Raw genomic sequence first — 16,784 nt, 5'->3', positions numbered from 1 at the left:
GCCTATCTTCATTTATTATAATCCGCACTTCAGTTGGGCACCGCAGTTGGTACAAGTATTGCAGCCGCCCATATCTTTCACCGTACCTTTACGGCAGACCGGACACGTATTCCCGACTTCAGAACCAATAGTGACGTCAGTTGAACGCACATCTTGAATCGTATCGAGTAATACGATCGGCTTTTTCGATGTAGGAATGTCCTTTTGTTCCTGTTCAACCTCGTCATCAAAGCTGTTTTCTTCTGCTTTGAGGGTAAGGACTTGTGAATCACGGCTTCCGTCAACGTACACCGTACCACCTTTTGCTCCACCTTTATAAAGTCGCTCATACACTTTTTCTACTTGCTCGACCGTATAACCTCGAGGAGCATTGACTGTTTTCGAAATGGAGCTGTCGATCCAATTCTGAATCACACATTGGACATCGGCATGTGCTTGTGGTGCCAGGCTCATGGAAGAAACAAACCATTCCGGAAGATTGTCAGCATCTGCATCCGGATTTCGCTTCAAGTAATCCTCTACAATATCTGCTTTCACTTCAATGAACTTACCAAGACGTCCGCTTCTGTAATATGTGAATGAGAAGTATGGTTCAAGACCAGTAGATACTCCAACCATCGTACCTGTTGAACCTGTTGGGGCAACGGTCAATAGATGGGAGTTTCGAATCCCGTACTGTTGAATGTCATTCCGTACATCCTCAGGCATTTTCTTCATGAAACCTGTTTCCACGAACGCTTTTCGCAAAGCTTTCGTTTCTTCGTCCGTACCCCCAGTAAGGAATGGAAAGCTCCCTTTTTCCTTGGATAATTCAACGGATGCACGATAAGCGGTTGTTGCGATGACTTCAAATACTTCATCTACAAGTCTGTTGCCTTCTTCAGAACCGTATTCTTTTTCACAGTAGATCAATAAGTCTGCAAGACCCATTACACCAAGGCCGACACGGCGCTCACCAAGGGCCTGCTTTTTATTTTCTTCAAGGAAGTATGGAGTCGCATCGATGACATTGTCCTGCATGCGCACACCCACTTCAACGGTACGCTTCAATTTTTCGAAATCAACGGTTTTCGTCTCTTTATTGGCAAACTGAGCAAGGTTGACAGCTGCCAGGTTGCAGACTGAATATGGAGCAAGAGGCTGTTCACCACATGGATTCGTAGCAACTACCTTTTGACCATATGCCTTCGCATTCGTCATATCATTCGCGTTATCTATAAAGAAGATTCCAGGTTCAGCTGAATACGTTGCACAAACATTGATAAGATTCCAAAGCTCTTTCGCTTTGATCTTACGGTAAGTACGTACTTTGTATCCAAGCTTTTCCCATTCTCGGACGTCACCCACATTGTGCCATTCTTCATTGTAATATTTCATTTGCTCTTCATTATAACTTTCAACATCCGGGAAACGGAGTTCATACTCACGATCGTTTTCCACAGCTTCCATAAAGTCGCTTGTCAGGCAAACCGAGATATTGGCACCCGTCAAGAATTCTGAATTATGGACACTGTAAGTTCCGCCTGTACGCAGCTTTTCTTCTGCATTCTTAAGGATCCTCGCATCAAATCCCCCGTAGCCAGGGATTTGTCTATAATTAAGGATTCCTTGATACATCGCTTCCTCTTGTTCTGTCAGAGGTGTGAATTTCAGCTTATCCTGAGCCGCCTTTTTAATCGTTTCATCTTCTGTATTTTCGAGAAGATAACGCAGAATACGCGGGTTTTGCATTTTAGAAATGATGAATTCGATAATATCGGGATGCCAATCTGAAAGCATGATCATTTGTGCCCCACGTCTTGATCCGCCCTGCTCAACCAAATGAGTCAATTTGGCGATGTCATCCAGCCATGAAACGGAACCTGAGGATTTACCGTTCACGCCTTTTGCAAGGGTATTGCGCGGACGAAGCGTCGATCCGTTCGTTCCGACACCCCCGCCCCGGCTCATGATCTCCATCACCTGCTTGCGATGTTCCGAAATCCCTTCACGTGAATCCTGTACAAAAGGCATCACATAACAGTTAAAGTATGTTACGTCCGTTCCGGCACCCGCTCCGTAAAGCACCCGGCCAGCTGGAACAAAATGCAGGTTCACCAATTCATGATAGAACTTTTCAAACCAAACTTGTCTCTTTTCAGGAGTTTCTTCCACTTCTGCCAAGCCTGTTGCGTTACGCTTCGCAATTTGTTCGTAGTAGACTTCCAGAGGCTTTTCGATTACATCAAGTGTTCTTGAAACGATACCGGTTTCCATTTCTTCCGGCTTGTCGATGGCACTTCTGTACTCTTCTTCGATCCAAACATCTGCTTTCTTCGTTTCCCAGTCGATGCTCGAAATGTAACCTAATCCTCTTGCAGGGAATTTAGGATCTTCTTTGATGGTGAGGACGACAAAGTCTCCCTCGGAAAGAGTGATCTTTTCCGTGTCTTTGAAAGAATAACGATCAATCATGACAAGACGGGATACACCTTTGTGTGTAGTATTCATATCCGGTGTAATGGGATGTACTTGAGGAAATAATCCGATATCCTGATTTAATCTTTCGATGTTTAATTTCATTGTGTTTTTCGACGCAACAGTCATAAAGACAACTCCTTCTATCTCAAATCTTTCATTTGTTTGTTATTTACTATGATGTTTAATATCAAATAATACGATATCATAGCTCTCTTCGAAAAGCAATAAATAAACACAACATATAGTGTCTAAAAAATTATTCGACACACCATATATTGTGTTTCAGGTCAATAGGTCATTTGTTTGTCAAACGGATAATAAGCCAATAAAAATAGAAAACAGGAGGAAATAATAGAAAATCATATAATACTCCGACCATTTCTATTAATTTAGAACTTGATATAAATCCAAGTGACGTAATAGTTGGTAAAATAGGAAAAAAGCGACAAGCATCGCTTTTTTTCTACAAAAAAATTTTTATCGTTTAAAATTCCAGTCATCTGTTTCGTACCGGGTCCTGGCAAGGTCCACAACATATTGTGTTTCCTCTGCGGAAAGTTCATATGGTTCCAGGTGGATATTCAATCCTTCTTCAAAACCTTTTTTGAACGCTTCCTTCGCCATATCCATGGTAACCGTTTCAGAACTGATTTCGTTCATCGCAACGGCTTTACTTTTAAATGCCCGTTGCATACGCTCTTTTACCCTGTCAGATGGATAATTAAACAGGCTGAACAATTTGTCTTCGTCGAGATCCAGGAGGATAGAACCGTGTTGAAGGATGACACCCTTTTGACGCGTCTGGGCGCTGCCTGCCACTTTTCGGCCTTCTACCACCAGTTCATACCAGCTTGGTGCATCAAAACAAACAGCTGAACGTGGATTTTTTAATCCTTCCCGCTCCTCTGCTGTTTTCGGAACAGCAAAGTAGGCTTCAAGACCAAGGCCCTGAAATCCCTTCAGAATTCCTTCCGAGATGACACGATACGCTTCCGTTACGGTTTTAGGCATTTCAGGGTGATCTTCTGAAACAATGACGCTGTATGTCAATTCATGTTCATGCAGAACCCCTCTGCCTCCGGTCGGCCTTCTGACGAACCCCAGTCCGTGCTCCTTGACTGCCTGAAGATTGATTTCCTTTTCTACCTTTTGGAAATAGCCAATCGATAGTGTCGCAGGATTCCATCCATAAAAACGAATCGTCGGAGGAATTTTCCCCGCGCTATGCCAATCCAGTAGCGCTTCATCAAGGGCCATATTATAAGAAGGGGAGCAATTCCCTGAGTCAATGAATCTCCATGTTTCTTTTTTCATGCATCACACCTCATTTACGTCTTCTCTTTGATATTTTGTTATGTAATCATTCACCTTCAATTAAGTCCGTTACTAGTCTATCAAATCCAATCGAAAAAACAAAGAAAAACAGATTGGAAAGTGTTTGCTATAAAATAATAAATTTGTTTTGATTCTCGGGGCTTTCATGAATATAATAGAAGATAGCGCATTTGTAGAAAGGAGCATGAATGATGGAAGGATTATATATTCTTTTAGTCGTACTTGGTGGAATCATTGTTTATTCACTCTTTACGTTCTTCTATCAAAAGAGAATTGTAAATACATTGACTGAAGAAGAATTTCGAGCAGGATATCGTAAAGCTCAATTGATAGATGTTCGTGAAGCGAATGAATTTGAAAACGGTCACGTACTCGGCGCACGAAATATCCCTCTCTCTCAAATTAAGATGAGACAAAAGGAAATCCGTGCCGATCAACCCGTTTACCTTTATTGCCAAAGCGGACTCCGCAGCGGACGAGCAGCTCAAATGCTTCACCGCAAAGGGTACCGAGATCTTCACCAATTGCAGGGCGGCTTTAAAAAGTGGACAGGTAAAGTAAAACATAAAAAATAATGTGAAAGGATTGCCTTTTGGGCGATCCTTTTTTTGATCGGTGGGATTAGTCGGATGGATTGCGCTGGTGGTTCTAGTGGTAGTATGCATAGTCCCATCATTAAATGGGATTATTTGTAATTCAGCTGGATTTTTGATGAAAACGGCTGGATTCCTATTCATTTTGGCTGGATTCTCGACCAAAACAGCTGGATTCCTGTTCATTTCGGCCGGATTATCGAACAAACCGGCTGGATTCCCTTTCACTTTGGCTGGATTATCGACCACCACGACCAAATTCCGTGCCTATTTTGCTGAGTGATCCACCACATCTGCTTAATTACTTGTCTTACTATGCTAATAGTCCCTATAAACGGCCAAACCACGTCTTTTTCACTTGAATTACAGGAGATAACACGCCCATCACCTTCAGCCCAATTTCTGAAAATGAAGGTCCGTCCCTCAAAAAATCCCCGCAGCGAATCGCTGCAGGGATTTTCGTTGTTACCTATTATTAGCTTTCTTTTGAATAACGAAGTACTGGTTTTCTTGCTGCAAGTGTTTCGTCCATACGTTTGACGATGGTCGTATGAGGTGCTTCTTGGACGATTTCCGGTGTTTTTTCTGCTTCTTTAGCAATTTGGATCATTGCATCAATAAAGGAATCAAGGGTTTCTTTTGATTCTGTTTCAGTTGGCTCTATCATCATGCATTCTTCCACATTTAATGGGAAATAAATCGTTGGTGGATGATATCCGAAATCAAGGAGTCGCTTCGCAATATCCAATGTACGGACACCAAGCTTTTTCTGGCGTTTTCCACTGATGACAAATTCATGCTTACAATGACGATCATACGGAAGGTCAAAGTGAGGTGCCAGTCGACGCATCATGTAATTTGCATTCAGAACGGCGTTCTCCGTCACAGCTCTCAACCCGTCCGGACCCATCGTTCTGATGTACGTATACGCACGAACGTTGATTCCAAAGTTTCCATAGTAAGGTTTCACACGACCAATGGAGTCAGGTCTGTTGTAATCGAATTCGAATGTATCGCCATTTTTCACAAGGACCGGTTTTGGAAGGTATTTAATCAAATCTTCCTTCACACCGACTGGGCCACTTCCTGGGCCTCCGCCTCCGTGAGGACCGGTAAACGTTTTATGAAGATTTAAATGCACGACATCAAATCCCATATCCCCCGGTCTGGCTTTTGATAATACAGCATTTAGATTGGCACCATCATAATACAGCTTTCCTCCCGCTTCATGAATGATCGCAGCCATTTCCAGAATGTTCTCTTCGAATAAGCCGAGGGTGTTCGGATTTGTCAACATAAGTGCCGCTGTATCCTCTCCCACCACACGCTTAAGATCCTCTAAATCCACTAAGCCATTTTCATTCGATTTAACCGTTATGGTTTCGAAACCTGCTACAGTAGCACTCGCCGGGTTCGTTCCATGAGCTGAATCCGGTACGATGACCTTTGTACGGTGAGAGTCACCATTTGCTTCATGGTAAGCACGGATCATCATCAGACCCGTCCATTCTCCATGAGCTCCGGCTGCAGGCTGCAGGGTCACCTCATCCATCCCTGTAATCTCTTTTAAATGCTCTTGAAGGTCATACATCAGTTCAAGGGCGCCTTGGACACTTCCTGCTTCTTGTAGTGGATTGATATGGGCAAATCCATTCAGTCGTGCAACGTTTTCATTCACCTTTGGATTGTACTTCATCGTACAAGACCCTAACGGATAAAAACCTGAATCCACACCATGATTACGTTTTGATAATGCTGTATAATGACGCATGATATCCAGTTCAGATACCTCTGGAAGCTCTGGTTCTTCCGAACGGATATAATCCGATGGAATGAGATCCGATAATTCCACCTGTGGTACATCTAATTCAGGTAAGCTATAGCCGACACGGCCTTCTTTAGATAATTCAAAAATAAGAGGTTGATCTTTCTTATTCACGACAATCCCCCAATTCTGCTACAAATGCGTCGATTTCTTCTTTGCTGCGAAGTTCAGTAACAGCCACCAGCATGTGCTGTGCCAAGCTGTCATCCACTAATCCAAGGTCATATCCGCCAATCATTTCTTTTCCTAAAAGCTTCTGATTGATTTCTTTGACCGGCATATTTACCTTTACGACAAACTCATTGAATGTTGGTCCTTCAAATGCAATGGAGAACCCTTTTGCTTTAAAGGCTTCTTTTGCATAATGTGCTTTTTGGATATTTTGAAGTGCCATCTCTTTGACACCCTGTTTTCCAAGTGCCGTCATGGCAACAGATGCTGCGAGTGCATTTAATGCCTGGTTTGAACAAATATTCGACGTGGCTTTATCACGACGGATATGCTGCTCACGCGCTTGAAGAGTGAGAACAAACCCTCTGATTCCATCTTCATCAACCGTTTGACCAACAAGACGGCCCGGTACTTTACGCATAAGCTTCTTGTTCACGGCGAAGTATCCACAGTGAGGTCCACCAAAGGCACTTGGAATGCCAAATGGCTGTGCATCACCAATGACGATATCTGCACCTAATTTTCCGGGAGGTGTAAGTGCTCCTAATGCAAGCGGATTTGAGGATACCACGAACATCGCTTTTTCAGCATGAGTCACTTCTTCGATCGCTTTTAGTTCTTCCACCCGGCCGAAGAAGTTAGGATATTGGACGATTACCGCTGCAATTTCATTACTCATTAATTTCTTGAGTTCTTCCACGTCCGTTACACCATTATTGTGGGGGATTTCCACCACTTCGATATATTGACCTTTTGCATAAGATCTTAAAACATCACGTGATTCCGGATGTACGGTACTTGAAACCAATACCTTTTTACGACGGGTCTGACCTGCGCTAAGCATAGCTGCTTCTGCCAATGCCGTTCCTCCATCGTACATGGAAGAATTGGCTACATCCATGCCAGTCAGCTCACAAATCATCGTTTGAAATTCAAAAATAGCTTGAAGTTCACCTTGAGATATTTCCGGCTGGTACGGAGTATAGGCTGTATAGAACTCAGAACGTGATAATACATGATCAACGATGATCGGCATATAGTGGTCATATACTCCTGCCCCTAAAAAGGATGTATGACTTTTCAAGTCAGCGTTCTTCGCTGCCATTTTGGTCAGTTCTTTTACCAATTCCGTTTCAGACTTCGCTTCTTTGATCTTATAATCCCCTTTGAAACGAACCTTTTCAGGGATATCTTCAAATAGATCGTTAATGCTGTTTACTCCTATGCTGTCTAACATTTCCCTTTGATCCTGCTCTGTCATCGGTAAATAACGATGCTTCATGACCGTCATTCCTCCCCTATTTCTTTGGTCTTTTATAAAAAGGTGTCGCTACTACTTTGGCTTTCAACTTTTTCCCTCTGATTTCAACCAGTACTTCTGTTTCTAAAGAGGTAAACTCTTTTTTTAGTAATGCTAATCCTACGTTTTTCTTTAATGTCGGCGATTGCGTACCGGTTGTGACTTCCCCTATCTCTTCTTCACCGGAATACACTTTGTAGCCATGACGGGGAATTCCGCGATCGATCATTTCGATCCCGACGATTTTTCTTGAAGCCCCTTCTTCCTTTTGCTGTTTCAGCACTTCCTGACCAATAAATGGAACCTCTTTATTCACCTTTACGGCGAATCCGATTCCCGCTTCGATCGGTGTGATCGATTGAGATAATTCTTGTCCGTAAAGGGCAAGATTCGCTTCAAAACGCAATGTATCACGTGCACCCAGTCCGCATGGGAGTACCCCATGTTCCTTTCCTGCATCCAGGATGGCTTTCCAGATTGCAGCCGCATCACCTGCATCACAGTAAATTTCAAATCCGTCTTCCCCTGTGTAACCGGTACGTGAAACAAGTGCATGCTTACCAGCTATATTCACTTCGGTTTGGAATTTGAAAAATCCGATATCGCTGAGTGAATGTTCGTTTGTAAGTATTTGTAAAACCTGTTCGGCAAGTGGACCTTGGAGTGCTAATTGCGCCATATGTTCAGAAATATTGTTAATTTCAACTCCATCGACTTCATGTTCTTTAAGCCACTGAAAATCTTTATCTATATTTGCTGCATTGACGACGAGCAAATAATCATTATCTTTTATTTTATAAACTAATAAGTCATCGACCGTCCCACCGTTTTCGTAGCACATAGCCGTATACTGAGCCCCTCCGTCTTTTACTTTGGAGACATCGTTTGTCATCATTCTTTGTAAGTAGTCAAGAGCCCCTTCACCCTTCACTTCAATTTCTCCCATATGAGAAACGTCGAATAGTCCAGCCCGGGATCGTACCGCTTCGTGTTCTTCTTTAATGCTTGAGAATTGCACTGGTAAAGCCCAGCCACCGAAGTCGATGGTCTTTCCTCCATACTCTTTGTACACTTCGTATAAAGGTGTTTGTTTTAACTCTGACATGACTTTTCCCCCTTTATCTTCCTTACATGCATAATTCTTAACCACGTTTTATCCCATGAAAAAAGGACAGAAAAACCCCTTTTCATAAAGAAGTTTTCTCTGTCCTTGCACCTGAAAGTTTACCGAAGAACGGCTTTCCCCTTTGGTGGTTTCCTGTACGGAAACACTCTCCAGAGCTGCGTCCAACAAGAGTCTTTTTGCCTGAGAGATTCACACTTAAACGTGCTTGCTCCTTCGGCGCTGTATGCACAGTCTCTCCCCTTGTTATCATTCGCCAATATTCCTTGAAACATTTGGTCATACTAGAAATATACAGAAGAAATGTTGTAAATGTGAATGTTCGGATTTTCGAGTTTTTTAAACATTAGAAAATCTATTTTCATCCTACCATTAAATACGAGGATTGAGCAATCATTTTTATTAGAATTAAGGAGATGTTTTTCAGATGAATGTTGAGGTTTTATTTGATGAAGAATGGGGCGAGGGTCTCGAGAATTTAATTGATAACGATGGCCCATGGGGGAATTGGGAGCTTTATAAGCTTGCAATCGAATTTGAACATCATCTTGCAATTCCGAACTTTGAAGGCCTTCAGGCGCCAAAACATTTGGCAAATGTCACTCCGCTCCCCCATCAGCTTGAAGCAGCAAAGCAGGTTGTCGAAACAATGAACGGGAAAGCGATCCTTGCAGATGAGGTCGGGTTAGGTAAAACCATCGAAGCCGGGTTGATATTGAAAGAATACATGATTAGGGGATTAGTGAAGAAAGTATTAATATTGGTTCCCGCCTCCCTGGTCTCTCAATGGGCCTATGAATTAAACAGTAAGTTTTTCATACCGGCTGTTCCCCAACGAAAAAGTTACGTATGGGATCAGTGCGATATTGTCGTCTCATCCATGGATACGGCCAAGAGGAGCCCTCATCGGGAAAAGGTGTATGAACAGGACTATGACTTAGTGATTATAGATGAAGCTCATAAACTAAAAAATCATAAAACAAAAAACTATGAATTTGTCCAAAACTTAAAGAAGAAATTCTGCTTATTGCTGACAGCCACACCGATTCAAAATCGTGTCGAGGAGATTTTTCATCTTGTTTCTCTCCTTAAGCCGGGACATCTTGGAAATGAGTCCGGATTTTCTGACAGATACAAAAAGGGGGATCGTACTCTTCAAGAGGATGAACATTTAAAGAGCCTCATTAACAAGGTGATGATTCGTAATAGGCGGAGTGATACGGGTATTGAATGGACGAAACGTCATGTCAAGACAGTTTTAATTGATTTTAATGAAGCTGAAAGAGATTTATATAACAGCATCAATTTGCTTAAGGGTGACTATGATGAGTGGGCTAATTCAAGCTCCTTCTCTCTGTTAACTCTTCAAAGGGAAGCATGCAGTTCTCGTGAAGCTGTATTTTATACTCTTAAAAACATGCTGGAAAAGAAGGAAAACCCGACAGCAGCTTTTGAAAATACAATTGGCACACTTATGAAAAAAGTAGAAAACGTGACAATGAACTCCAAGGCCCAGAAAGCACTGGAAATCGTCCAATCGATCAATGATAAAGTGATTATTTTCACAGAGTACCGGGCGACACAGCTCTATCTGCAATGGTTCTTAAAACAGCATGGAATAAGCTCTGTACCATTTCGAGGTGGATTCAAGCGGGGGAAAAAGGATTGGATGCGTGAACTCTTCCAGAAGCATGCCCAGGTGTTGATTGCAACGGAAGCCGGCGGAGAAGGAATAAACCTTCAATTCTGTCATCACGTAATCAACTTTGACCTGCCTTGGAATCCTATGAGATTAGAACAGCGAATCGGTCGTGTACACCGGCTGGGACAAACAGAGGATGTTCACATCTACAATTTCGCGACTAAAAACACTGTAGAAGAACATATTTTAAAACTTCTTTATGAAAAAATTAATCTCTTTGAACGAGTTATAGGGCAATTGGACGAAATTCTGACCCGCCTGGATTTCCGCGACTTCGAAGAACATGTAACCGATATTCTCTCTTCGTCCCGGTCAGAAGGAGAAATGAAGATTAAAATGGAGAATTTAACGAGTATGATTCAATTTGCTGAACAATTGAAGGAGGAGAAATCAAATGCAGCAGCACGAAATTCATCGATTTCTTGAGAGATACTTCGTGGCTAATGGGTGTGACCTGGTTGCGAACGGAGATGGTCACATGACCGTCCAGCTCACGATAGAATTGGATAAGGAGCTGATGAACCGCCCTTTCTACTGGCACTACCTTGAGAAAACGGGAGGTGTCCCTAACCCGATGTCTTTATCCCTAATAACGAATCCAGATAAAGCACCTGAAGACTTAAAAGGAGAACCCATTCACTTCGGTTCCCCGCGGTTACACCAAATCTTTCATTCAACACGAAATTTGGCAGGGTATATACGTTTATATGAAAACCGGCATACACCAAGTGGTCAACAAACCCCGCTTCATCCATGGCTCGGGCTGAACATCAAAATATCGTATCAATCCAACCGTAAAAAAGACAGCATCCGAAGCATCGGACTAAACCTGATCAATGGAATCATTCAAGAAAACTTTCATTCGTCATTGATGTCCAGAAACTTGACACCTAAGATTCCTGATTTCTCTTTCACACTCACACCGATCATTAAACCCAAAAGTGGGGTGAACCGAATACAGACGTTTCTGTATGAAGAAATCAAAAAAGAGCCCGTTGAATGGGCTGAGCAGGCACGTAAGACGTGGGAGGAAGATCTACAATTATTGAATCACTTTTATGGAGATCAAGAGGAAAAGCCCGAATCGTATTTCTTGGAGCAACAAGCATTAAAAGAGCAGTATGAACCTAAGATTGCCATTGATATTATCAATGGCGGGATTTTTTACTTACAGAACAACAATTAATCGTTAAACGGAGTAAGTCCTTCAGATGCTTACTCCGTTTAACTCCATACAAAAAGACTACCAATACGGTAGCCTTATACACACTATTTATTTTTCTTAAACATGATCATGAAAGCATATGGGATGATCCCGAACCAGCGAAATAGGAATGGTTCTCGTTCATTCTTCCGTTGCTTCTTTATACTTTTACGTTCATGAGGTGATTTTTCATAATGTTGGACAAATGTTTGTGTTATGAATTTAACATAATCATTCACTGACATAAAAGCACCACCTCCCACTTTTATCAGTATGCCCGGCTAATAAGTGATTTATTCAGCTTCCAACCCTAGATGAGGCAGGATTTCTTGAATAACCTCTTCTACGGTTTTATTGCCTGTATGAATCGTTTTGGAACTTCCACTATCATACAATGGTAAGCGGCGATTGAATAAACTTGATAAACGTTCCCTGGAGTTATTTTGTACGAGAGGACGATTTTCGTCCCCTTTTAATCGGGACCATAATGCATCAAAAGGACAAGACAGGTGGAACACCAATTCCTGTTGACGTAAGATCTCCCTGTTCTTTTCTCTTTCAACCACACCGCCACCCGTTGTGATTATCGCTTGTTCGTTGGCTAACTCAAGGAGCACATCGCTTTCAAGATCCCTGAAATATTCTTCTCCATGCTGATTGAAGATCTCTTTAATAGGCTTTTTCTCTTTATTCTCAATGTAACTGTCCATATCAATGACCGGAAGACCCAATACCTCCCCAAGACGTTTACCAATCGTTGTTTTCCCCACTCCCATAAATCCAATAAAGAAAATCGGTCTCATATTCTACTCCCAACTTATAATGTGTTTTGTTTCCCTATTATACACAACCGTCGTTGGAAGAAAAACCTTCTCATCGCGTTGGAATGTCACCTTCAATTGCATTTCATACGGGTTTAACATCTCGCTCTGGGTCAGGATTTCACCATAATTACCTATCAACTGTTTGGAAGTAACCAACCCACTCTCCCTCTCCAGCAATATCGCATGGGACACACTTACGTTTCTTTCATATATGTTTTTCATGTTTGTTAAGTATAGATACTTACTTATAAAAAGATCCTTTGCAGCAAAACCTATTGATAAAACCATCATAAGAAGCACTAACGTATAGGGCAAGATAAATCCTTTATTGTTAAGGTATTTCTCCTCCTTGTCCGGTTGAAAAATAAAAGAATTCCCCCTCCACTTTTTCTCCACCCACAAACTCCAACTCCATATGCACTCCCTGGATAATGGAAGCAAAGCTAAATGAATCCACTGCCTGTAGAACGACTTCATGTCCTCGATTATTTACCCTCCTTCGAATAGATTGATTATACTTTTCATACGAAATGGCTTGACCACTCACTATAAAAAAGATCTTATCTGGCGTGACCACTACACCTTCGCCTCTCCATAACTCATCCTTCAAGCTTTCATTGAAGAGATTCCATTCATAATAATGTGGAGGGACCATATCATTCTTAATCGTAGAGAAACCCTTCATGATGAGTGGAATGCATAGTGAAATCATGCAAAATACTGTAAAGGTTAACAGTGAATCGATTAATGTATATCCTTTGTTATTCACCCTTTGAGATACACACTTCATTGAGTCCGGTACCTCTTTCATGATATTGAACACACACTTCTTCATTGCCTCCCTCTTTCCAATTAAGGTCATACCTGACCCCTCTATACATTTTTGAATGATTCACGTACACGTCACTGACGATTGCCTTCTCCACCCCTTCTTCAAGAAATTTCAAAGCCTCTACTTCATATTGTAGTCGCTTTAGTTGAGAAGCATAGTGGATGAGAAACGGGATGAAAATGCTGGCAATCATAAGTACACAACTGAAAGCAATTAGGGTTTCAGGCAGTGAAAATCCCTTAGTATTCTTGTACATAAAATCTCCCTTGTCCAATTTGAAACATGAGTTGTAATATCCTATCGCCCATCTTAAAATTCACCTTTCCGAACCGGTTTGTATTCCCATCCGGAAAGAATGTGATGTCTTCCAAGCTGTTTGATGATATGTGGATGGAAGATGAAAGCTCTCTCGAGACGATCGTCTGCCTTGAAAGTGTTTTCGCAACGTATTTATTCGAGGTAGGGTAAAAGGTTAAAGTGATGGGAGTTTGATTACTGATGCTGTAGCTTTGAATTTGATAGAGGTCTGATTGGAGCCGGGAAATAAAAAGGTCCTTTTCATTATGTTCTTTCATGGGAAGGACGGAAAAGCTGACCCATGATAGAAGGGTCGTGAAAACCAATAAGATGACAAGCATCTCAATGAGGGTATAACCCGCTTCCCCCTTTATATTGTTCATTAATTAGAGGTCACCTTCCCTTCAGCATCAATGGTGATGGCACTACCGTCGGGGCAGGCTTTATAATCTTCATTTAAATATCCATCTGCAACAAGCATATCTATGGTGACCGGTAGCGATTTTCCATCCATTTTGTAGGCTTCAACCTGTCCTTCCACCATGTGAACAAATGCCTCGCAGCCTTTGGAGTTAATCGAACTGCTTTGGTTGGTGACGTTGGGAATCGTAATGAAAAGCAAAACAGATATGACTAACAATACAATCATCATCTCGATTAGGGTGAAGCCTTTTTCATTCTTAAGCATTGTGTTCCTCCTTTGGTTTTGGTTATGTGTTACCGGTGTGACTGTGGTGAATAATTCATTTGCATTTAATTTGCTGTTGAGCCCAGGCATTGCAGGTATTGGCCTTTTCTATGAATTTTCTAGATCCCCTGCATCATCTGAAATAGCGGCATCATAATGGAGAAGTAGATCGCCATGATGAATAAACCTACAAAAGTAAAAATCATCGGCTGAATATATTTAAGCAATGAATTGGTATTCTCCTCTAATTCCTGAAAACAAATCTCGCTATAAAGTTGCAGCTCTTCTGCTAATCTTCCGTTTGATTGCCCGTGGTGGACAACGATGGATAGCTCTTTTTGAAAAAAAGGGAGGGATGTGAAGCATTCATGAAATGGCTTCCCTTCTTTTAATCCTTTAATCAATTTCATTGAAACGTATTGTAATGTCGGTCGGAAGGATTGACTTTCAATGATGAGCAAGGACTCAGTGATGGATACTCCACTTGTGAGAAGAAAACTTAATTCTCTTGCAAAAAAGTGTGAGTGACCGAGCATTAAATATTTTGACAGATAGGGGATTTTGCACAGGGTGATTGAGATTTTAATAGGAGAAATTCTTTTTTTGAACAGGAAGAATAATATGGTTGAGAAAATGAGCGATAATAAAAATGAACTAAAAATCACTGGGAAGCTTTCGATGAAGTGCAAGAGGTACTTTAGATTTGCTGAAGGTTCATATCCTATAGAAGTATACAAAGATTGAAATCTTGGAAATAGCACCTTTCGAAGTAAGACCATCATTAAGATCGCTACGATTACGAGCATTAATGGATACTGAATGATCTGTTGTATTTTCTGCTGGTTTTTCCTTCTTTTTATAAGGTAGTTTCCTGCTTCTGATAGAGTGGGGCCCATTTGACCGTGATGCTCGGCAAAATAAATCTGTGCACTCACGTGACTCGGTATGTTTAGCTGTTTGTGGATGACCGAGGAGATGGACTCTCCTTTTTGTAATGATCCCATCATTCTCTTTTTTAATTTGATCGTATTCTTTTCTTTAGGGAGCAGGAGAAATTCGATGGCCTCTGAAAAACTATACCCTTTTTGGAGGAGGTCTCCAAGTCTCTTAAGAAATTTACCTTGATCATCGCTTTTCTTCATGAACCCATTTCCTATATTCAAGTTCTGAAACAAATCCTAGTGCCACCCCCTTATTGATTAGAGTTTGGAGTGTGTGATACTGATGCCGTGCTTTTTCACCTTTCGCCTCTTTCAGCACCTCCTTCAAAGCACTTCCAGTCACAATTTCATATACGGATGCCATGTTCAGATTTTTACCTCGATGGCATTTCCCACCACACTCTCCTTTGCATACCGCACATACTAACTTTAGTAATCTCTGAGCTGAAACTGCCAGCAGTGTCTGTTCAATGTCATGCCACTCAATTCCTAATTCCATTAAACGATAGATCGCCCCTTTTGCATCTCTCGTATGCATTGTAGAAATTACCAAATGACCCGTTAAGCTCGCCCTTATCGCAATCTCCGCCGTTTCCCGATCTCGGATCTCCCCCACCATTATGATATCCGGGTCGTGCCGCAAAATCGCTTTCAAGCCGGTGGAATATGTTATCCCCGCTTTTTCATTCACTTGTATCTGCACCATATCCTCCTGCATCTTCTCCACGGGATCTTCCAGTGTGATCACATTACGGTTCAAGGCTGCCGAACAATGGTGAACAAGGGAATACAAAGTCGTTGTTTTCCCACTGCCTGTCGGTCCTGTGAACAAAATGAGACCATGAGAATACATCAGGAGGGCAAGTAATTTTTTTGCAGAGGCAGGATAGAGTGACATCTTTTCGATTGGTATTTGATATTTTTGAGGGAGTATTCGAATGACGAGACTTTCTTTTAGATGAGTCGTTGGTAAGGTAGAAATTCTGAGAGATAGGGGTGTGTTTCGGACGGTAAGGCTGAAGGATCCACTTTGAGGTTTACGTTTTTCGCCAATGTCCATGGAGGCCATGAATTTTAAATGGGCAATTAATCGTTCTGCCTGATCAGGGTCGATGGTCTGGAATGGAACCAATGCTCCCAGCTTCCTGAATTGAATCAAGTAATCTTTGGTTCTGGGTATTAAATGAACATCTGTTGCTTCACTGCTGAAAGCTTTTCCAATCATTACTTCCGATAGGGATTCCACAGAATGAAATATAAATTGGCACCGCCTTTCTGTTTTCCTAAGTAAAGATATACGACATCAATTTACAAAATCCTTCTTTTATTTCAAAAAAGTTTGCATAGAACTTTTTAATCTAGTCATACTATATCTTGTAACAACATTCAATGGGCTATAGCCAAGCGGTAAGGCATCGCACTTTGACTGCGACATGCGTTGGTTCGAATCCAGCTAGCCCAGTACTAAAAGCGGAGGCGGCTCGTTCAG

Annotated in this window: 17 protein-coding genes, 1 tRNA gene and 2 riboswitches; of the genes, 5 read left to right on the top strand and 13 right to left on the bottom strand. The window is 41.7% G+C overall.

Annotated elements, in window-relative coordinates:
* Window positions 1-15: 15 nt before the first annotated feature.
* Both TV75_RS17125 and TV75_RS17120 read right to left on the bottom strand, forming a co-directional pair.
* Window positions 16-2,586: a vitamin B12-dependent ribonucleotide reductase gene (locus TV75_RS17125; protein WP_044340030.1), complete on the bottom strand. Its 2,571-nt coding sequence runs from the start codon at window positions 2,584-2,586 to the stop codon at window positions 16-18.
* 351 nt (window positions 2,587-2,937) lie between these two features.
* Window positions 2,938-3,774 carry a lipoate--protein ligase family protein gene (locus tag TV75_RS17120; protein WP_044340029.1) on the bottom strand — a complete coding sequence of 279 codons (837 nt, stop codon included), beginning with the start codon at window positions 3,772-3,774 and terminating at the stop codon, window positions 2,938-2,940.
* A gap of 212 nt (window positions 3,775-3,986) precedes the next feature.
* Here TV75_RS17120 and TV75_RS17115 point away from each other — a divergent pair, with 212 nt between their 5' ends.
* Both TV75_RS17115 and TV75_RS21940 read left to right on the top strand, forming a co-directional pair.
* Entirely contained in the window at window positions 3,987-4,370 is a 384-nt protein-coding gene (locus TV75_RS17115; protein ID WP_044340028.1) for a rhodanese-like domain-containing protein, read from the top strand.
* Between the two features lie 76 nt (window positions 4,371-4,446).
* Window positions 4,447-4,671 (top strand): hypothetical protein, encoded by a 225-nt coding sequence (locus TV75_RS21940; protein ID WP_156142505.1) that lies wholly within the window; start codon window positions 4,447-4,449, stop codon window positions 4,669-4,671.
* Window positions 4,672-4,863: 192 nt separating this feature from the next.
* Here the strand turns inward: TV75_RS21940 and gcvPB are convergent, their stop codons facing one another.
* From gcvPB to gcvT, 3 genes are read right to left on the bottom strand one after another with little or no spacing between them, the layout of a single operon-like run.
* Window positions 4,864-6,327 (bottom strand): aminomethyl-transferring glycine dehydrogenase subunit GcvPB, encoded by a 1,464-nt coding sequence (gene gcvPB / locus TV75_RS17110; RefSeq protein WP_044340027.1) that lies wholly within the window; start codon window positions 6,325-6,327, stop codon window positions 4,864-4,866.
* A complete protein-coding gene (gene gcvPA / locus TV75_RS17105) occupies window positions 6,320-7,666 on the bottom strand; it encodes an aminomethyl-transferring glycine dehydrogenase subunit GcvPA (protein ID WP_044340026.1) in 1,347 nt (448 codons plus the stop codon). Before gcvPA ends, gcvPB begins: the two co-directional genes overlap by 8 nt.
* A 16-nt stretch (window positions 7,667-7,682) precedes the next feature.
* On the bottom strand, window positions 7,683-8,789 hold the full coding sequence (gene gcvT, locus TV75_RS17100; RefSeq protein WP_044340025.1) for a glycine cleavage system aminomethyltransferase GcvT: 1,107 nt from the start codon (window positions 8,787-8,789) through the stop codon (window positions 7,683-7,685).
* Window positions 8,790-8,886: 97 nt separating this feature from the next.
* Window positions 8,887-8,965, bottom strand: a riboswitch (glycine riboswitch).
* 3 nt (window positions 8,966-8,968) lie between these two features.
* Window positions 8,969-9,060: riboswitch (glycine riboswitch) on the bottom strand.
* 174 nt (window positions 9,061-9,234) lie between these two features.
* On the opposite strand from gcvT, the gene TV75_RS17095 reads away from it, so the two are divergent.
* Together TV75_RS17095 and TV75_RS17090 are read left to right on the top strand one after the other, a co-directional pair.
* Window positions 9,235-10,935 (top strand): DEAD/DEAH box helicase, encoded by a 1,701-nt coding sequence (locus TV75_RS17095; protein WP_044340024.1) that lies wholly within the window; start codon window positions 9,235-9,237, stop codon window positions 10,933-10,935.
* Window positions 10,904-11,695, top strand: coding sequence for a YqhG family protein (locus TV75_RS17090; RefSeq protein WP_044340023.1), 792 nt, complete (start codon window positions 10,904-10,906; stop codon window positions 11,693-11,695). The genes TV75_RS17095 and TV75_RS17090 overlap by 32 nt, the downstream gene beginning before the upstream one ends.
* 83 nt (window positions 11,696-11,778) lie before the next feature.
* Here TV75_RS17090 and TV75_RS17085 read toward each other — a convergent pair whose 3' ends face one another.
* The 8 genes from TV75_RS17085 to comGA all read right to left on the bottom strand — a co-directional run bounded on the left by TV75_RS17085 (window position 11,779) and on the right by comGA (window position 16,553).
* Window positions 11,779-11,958, bottom strand: a complete 180-nt coding sequence (locus TV75_RS17085; protein ID WP_044340022.1) for a YqzE family protein — start codon at window positions 11,956-11,958, stop codon at window positions 11,779-11,781.
* Between the two features lie 48 nt (window positions 11,959-12,006).
* Window positions 12,007-12,516 carry a shikimate kinase gene (locus TV75_RS17080; RefSeq protein WP_044340021.1) on the bottom strand — a complete coding sequence of 170 codons (510 nt, stop codon included), beginning with the start codon at window positions 12,514-12,516 and terminating at the stop codon, window positions 12,007-12,009.
* Window positions 12,517-12,868: 352 nt separating this feature from the next.
* A complete protein-coding gene (gene comGF, locus TV75_RS17070) occupies window positions 12,869-13,372 on the bottom strand; it encodes a competence type IV pilus minor pilin ComGF (RefSeq protein WP_172655796.1) in 504 nt (167 codons plus the stop codon).
* Window positions 13,299-13,625 carry a hypothetical protein gene (locus TV75_RS21935; protein WP_044340018.1) on the bottom strand — a complete coding sequence of 109 codons (327 nt, stop codon included), beginning with the start codon at window positions 13,623-13,625 and terminating at the stop codon, window positions 13,299-13,301. The genes comGF and TV75_RS21935 overlap by 74 nt, the downstream gene beginning before the upstream one ends.
* Window positions 13,609-14,049: a competence type IV pilus minor pilin ComGD gene (gene comGD, locus TV75_RS17060; protein ID WP_044340017.1), complete on the bottom strand. Its 441-nt coding sequence runs from the start codon at window positions 14,047-14,049 to the stop codon at window positions 13,609-13,611. The genes TV75_RS21935 and comGD overlap by 17 nt, the downstream gene beginning before the upstream one ends.
* Window positions 14,049-14,354 carry a competence type IV pilus major pilin ComGC gene (gene comGC, locus TV75_RS17055; protein WP_044340016.1) on the bottom strand — a complete coding sequence of 102 codons (306 nt, stop codon included), beginning with the start codon at window positions 14,352-14,354 and terminating at the stop codon, window positions 14,049-14,051. Before comGC ends, comGD begins: the two co-directional genes overlap by 1 nt.
* A gap of 119 nt (window positions 14,355-14,473) precedes the next feature.
* The gene (gene comGB, locus TV75_RS17050; protein WP_044340015.1) at window positions 14,474-15,496 is read right to left on the bottom strand and encodes a competence type IV pilus assembly protein ComGB; all 1,023 of its coding nucleotides are present in this window, start codon (window positions 15,494-15,496) and stop codon (window positions 14,474-14,476) included.
* Window positions 15,480-16,553, bottom strand: coding sequence for a competence type IV pilus ATPase ComGA (comGA, locus tag TV75_RS17045; RefSeq protein ID WP_437176720.1), 1,074 nt, complete (start codon window positions 16,551-16,553; stop codon window positions 15,480-15,482). Before comGA ends, comGB begins: the two co-directional genes overlap by 17 nt.
* Before the next feature lie 132 nt (window positions 16,554-16,685).
* Between comGA and TV75_RS17040 the strand changes: the two genes are divergently transcribed.
* Window positions 16,686-16,757, top strand: a tRNA-Gln gene (locus tag TV75_RS17040).
* The last annotated feature ends 27 nt before the right edge of the window (window positions 16,758-16,784 follow it).

Source organism: Rossellomorea aquimaris, assembly GCF_000935355.1.
Taxonomy (GTDB): Bacteria; Bacillota; Bacilli; order Bacillales; family Bacillaceae_B; genus Rossellomorea; species Rossellomorea aquimaris_B.
Note: the sequence above shows the minus strand (reverse complement) of the source record. Positions and strands in the feature narration are given on the sequence as shown.

What these genes read in the sequence shown, in the direction of transcription:
- comGB (WP_044340015.1), bottom strand. Translation starts at nt 15,496, where the DNA reads ATGAAGAAAAGCGATGATCAAGGTAAATTTCTTAAGAGACTTGGAGAC.
- TV75_RS17095 (WP_044340024.1), top strand. Translation starts at nt 9,235, where the DNA reads ATGAATGTTGAGGTTTTATTTGATGAAGAATGGGGCGAGGGTCTCGAG.
- TV75_RS17120 (WP_044340029.1), bottom strand. Translation starts at nt 3,774, where the DNA reads ATGAAAAAAGAAACATGGAGATTCATTGACTCAGGGAATTGCTCCCCT.
- gcvPA (WP_044340026.1), bottom strand. Translation starts at nt 7,666, where the DNA reads ATGAAGCATCGTTATTTACCGATGACAGAGCAGGATCAAAGGGAAATG.
- TV75_RS21935 (WP_044340018.1), bottom strand. Translation starts at nt 13,625, where the DNA reads ATGTACAAGAATACTAAGGGATTTTCACTGCCTGAAACCCTAATTGCT.
- TV75_RS17080 (WP_044340021.1), bottom strand. Translation starts at nt 12,516, where the DNA reads ATGAGACCGATTTTCTTTATTGGATTTATGGGAGTGGGGAAAACAACG.
- comGC (WP_044340016.1), bottom strand. Translation starts at nt 14,354, where the DNA reads ATGCTTAAGAATGAAAAAGGCTTCACCCTAATCGAGATGATGATTGTA.
- TV75_RS17125 (WP_044340030.1), bottom strand. Translation starts at nt 2,586, where the DNA reads ATGACTGTTGCGTCGAAAAACACAATGAAATTAAACATCGAAAGATTA.
- comGF (WP_172655796.1), bottom strand. Translation starts at nt 13,372, where the DNA reads ATGAAGAAGTGTGTGTTCAATATCATGAAAGAGGTACCGGACTCAATG.
- TV75_RS17090 (WP_044340023.1), top strand. Translation starts at nt 10,904, where the DNA reads ATGCAGCAGCACGAAATTCATCGATTTCTTGAGAGATACTTCGTGGCT.
- TV75_RS17115 (WP_044340028.1), top strand. Translation starts at nt 3,987, where the DNA reads ATGGAAGGATTATATATTCTTTTAGTCGTACTTGGTGGAATCATTGTT.
- comGD (WP_044340017.1), bottom strand. Translation starts at nt 14,049, where the DNA reads ATGAACAATATAAAGGGGGAAGCGGGTTATACCCTCATTGAGATGCTT.
- TV75_RS17085 (WP_044340022.1), bottom strand. Translation starts at nt 11,958, where the DNA reads ATGTCAGTGAATGATTATGTTAAATTCATAACACAAACATTTGTCCAA.
- gcvT (WP_044340025.1), bottom strand. Translation starts at nt 8,789, where the DNA reads ATGTCAGAGTTAAAACAAACACCTTTATACGAAGTGTACAAAGAGTAT.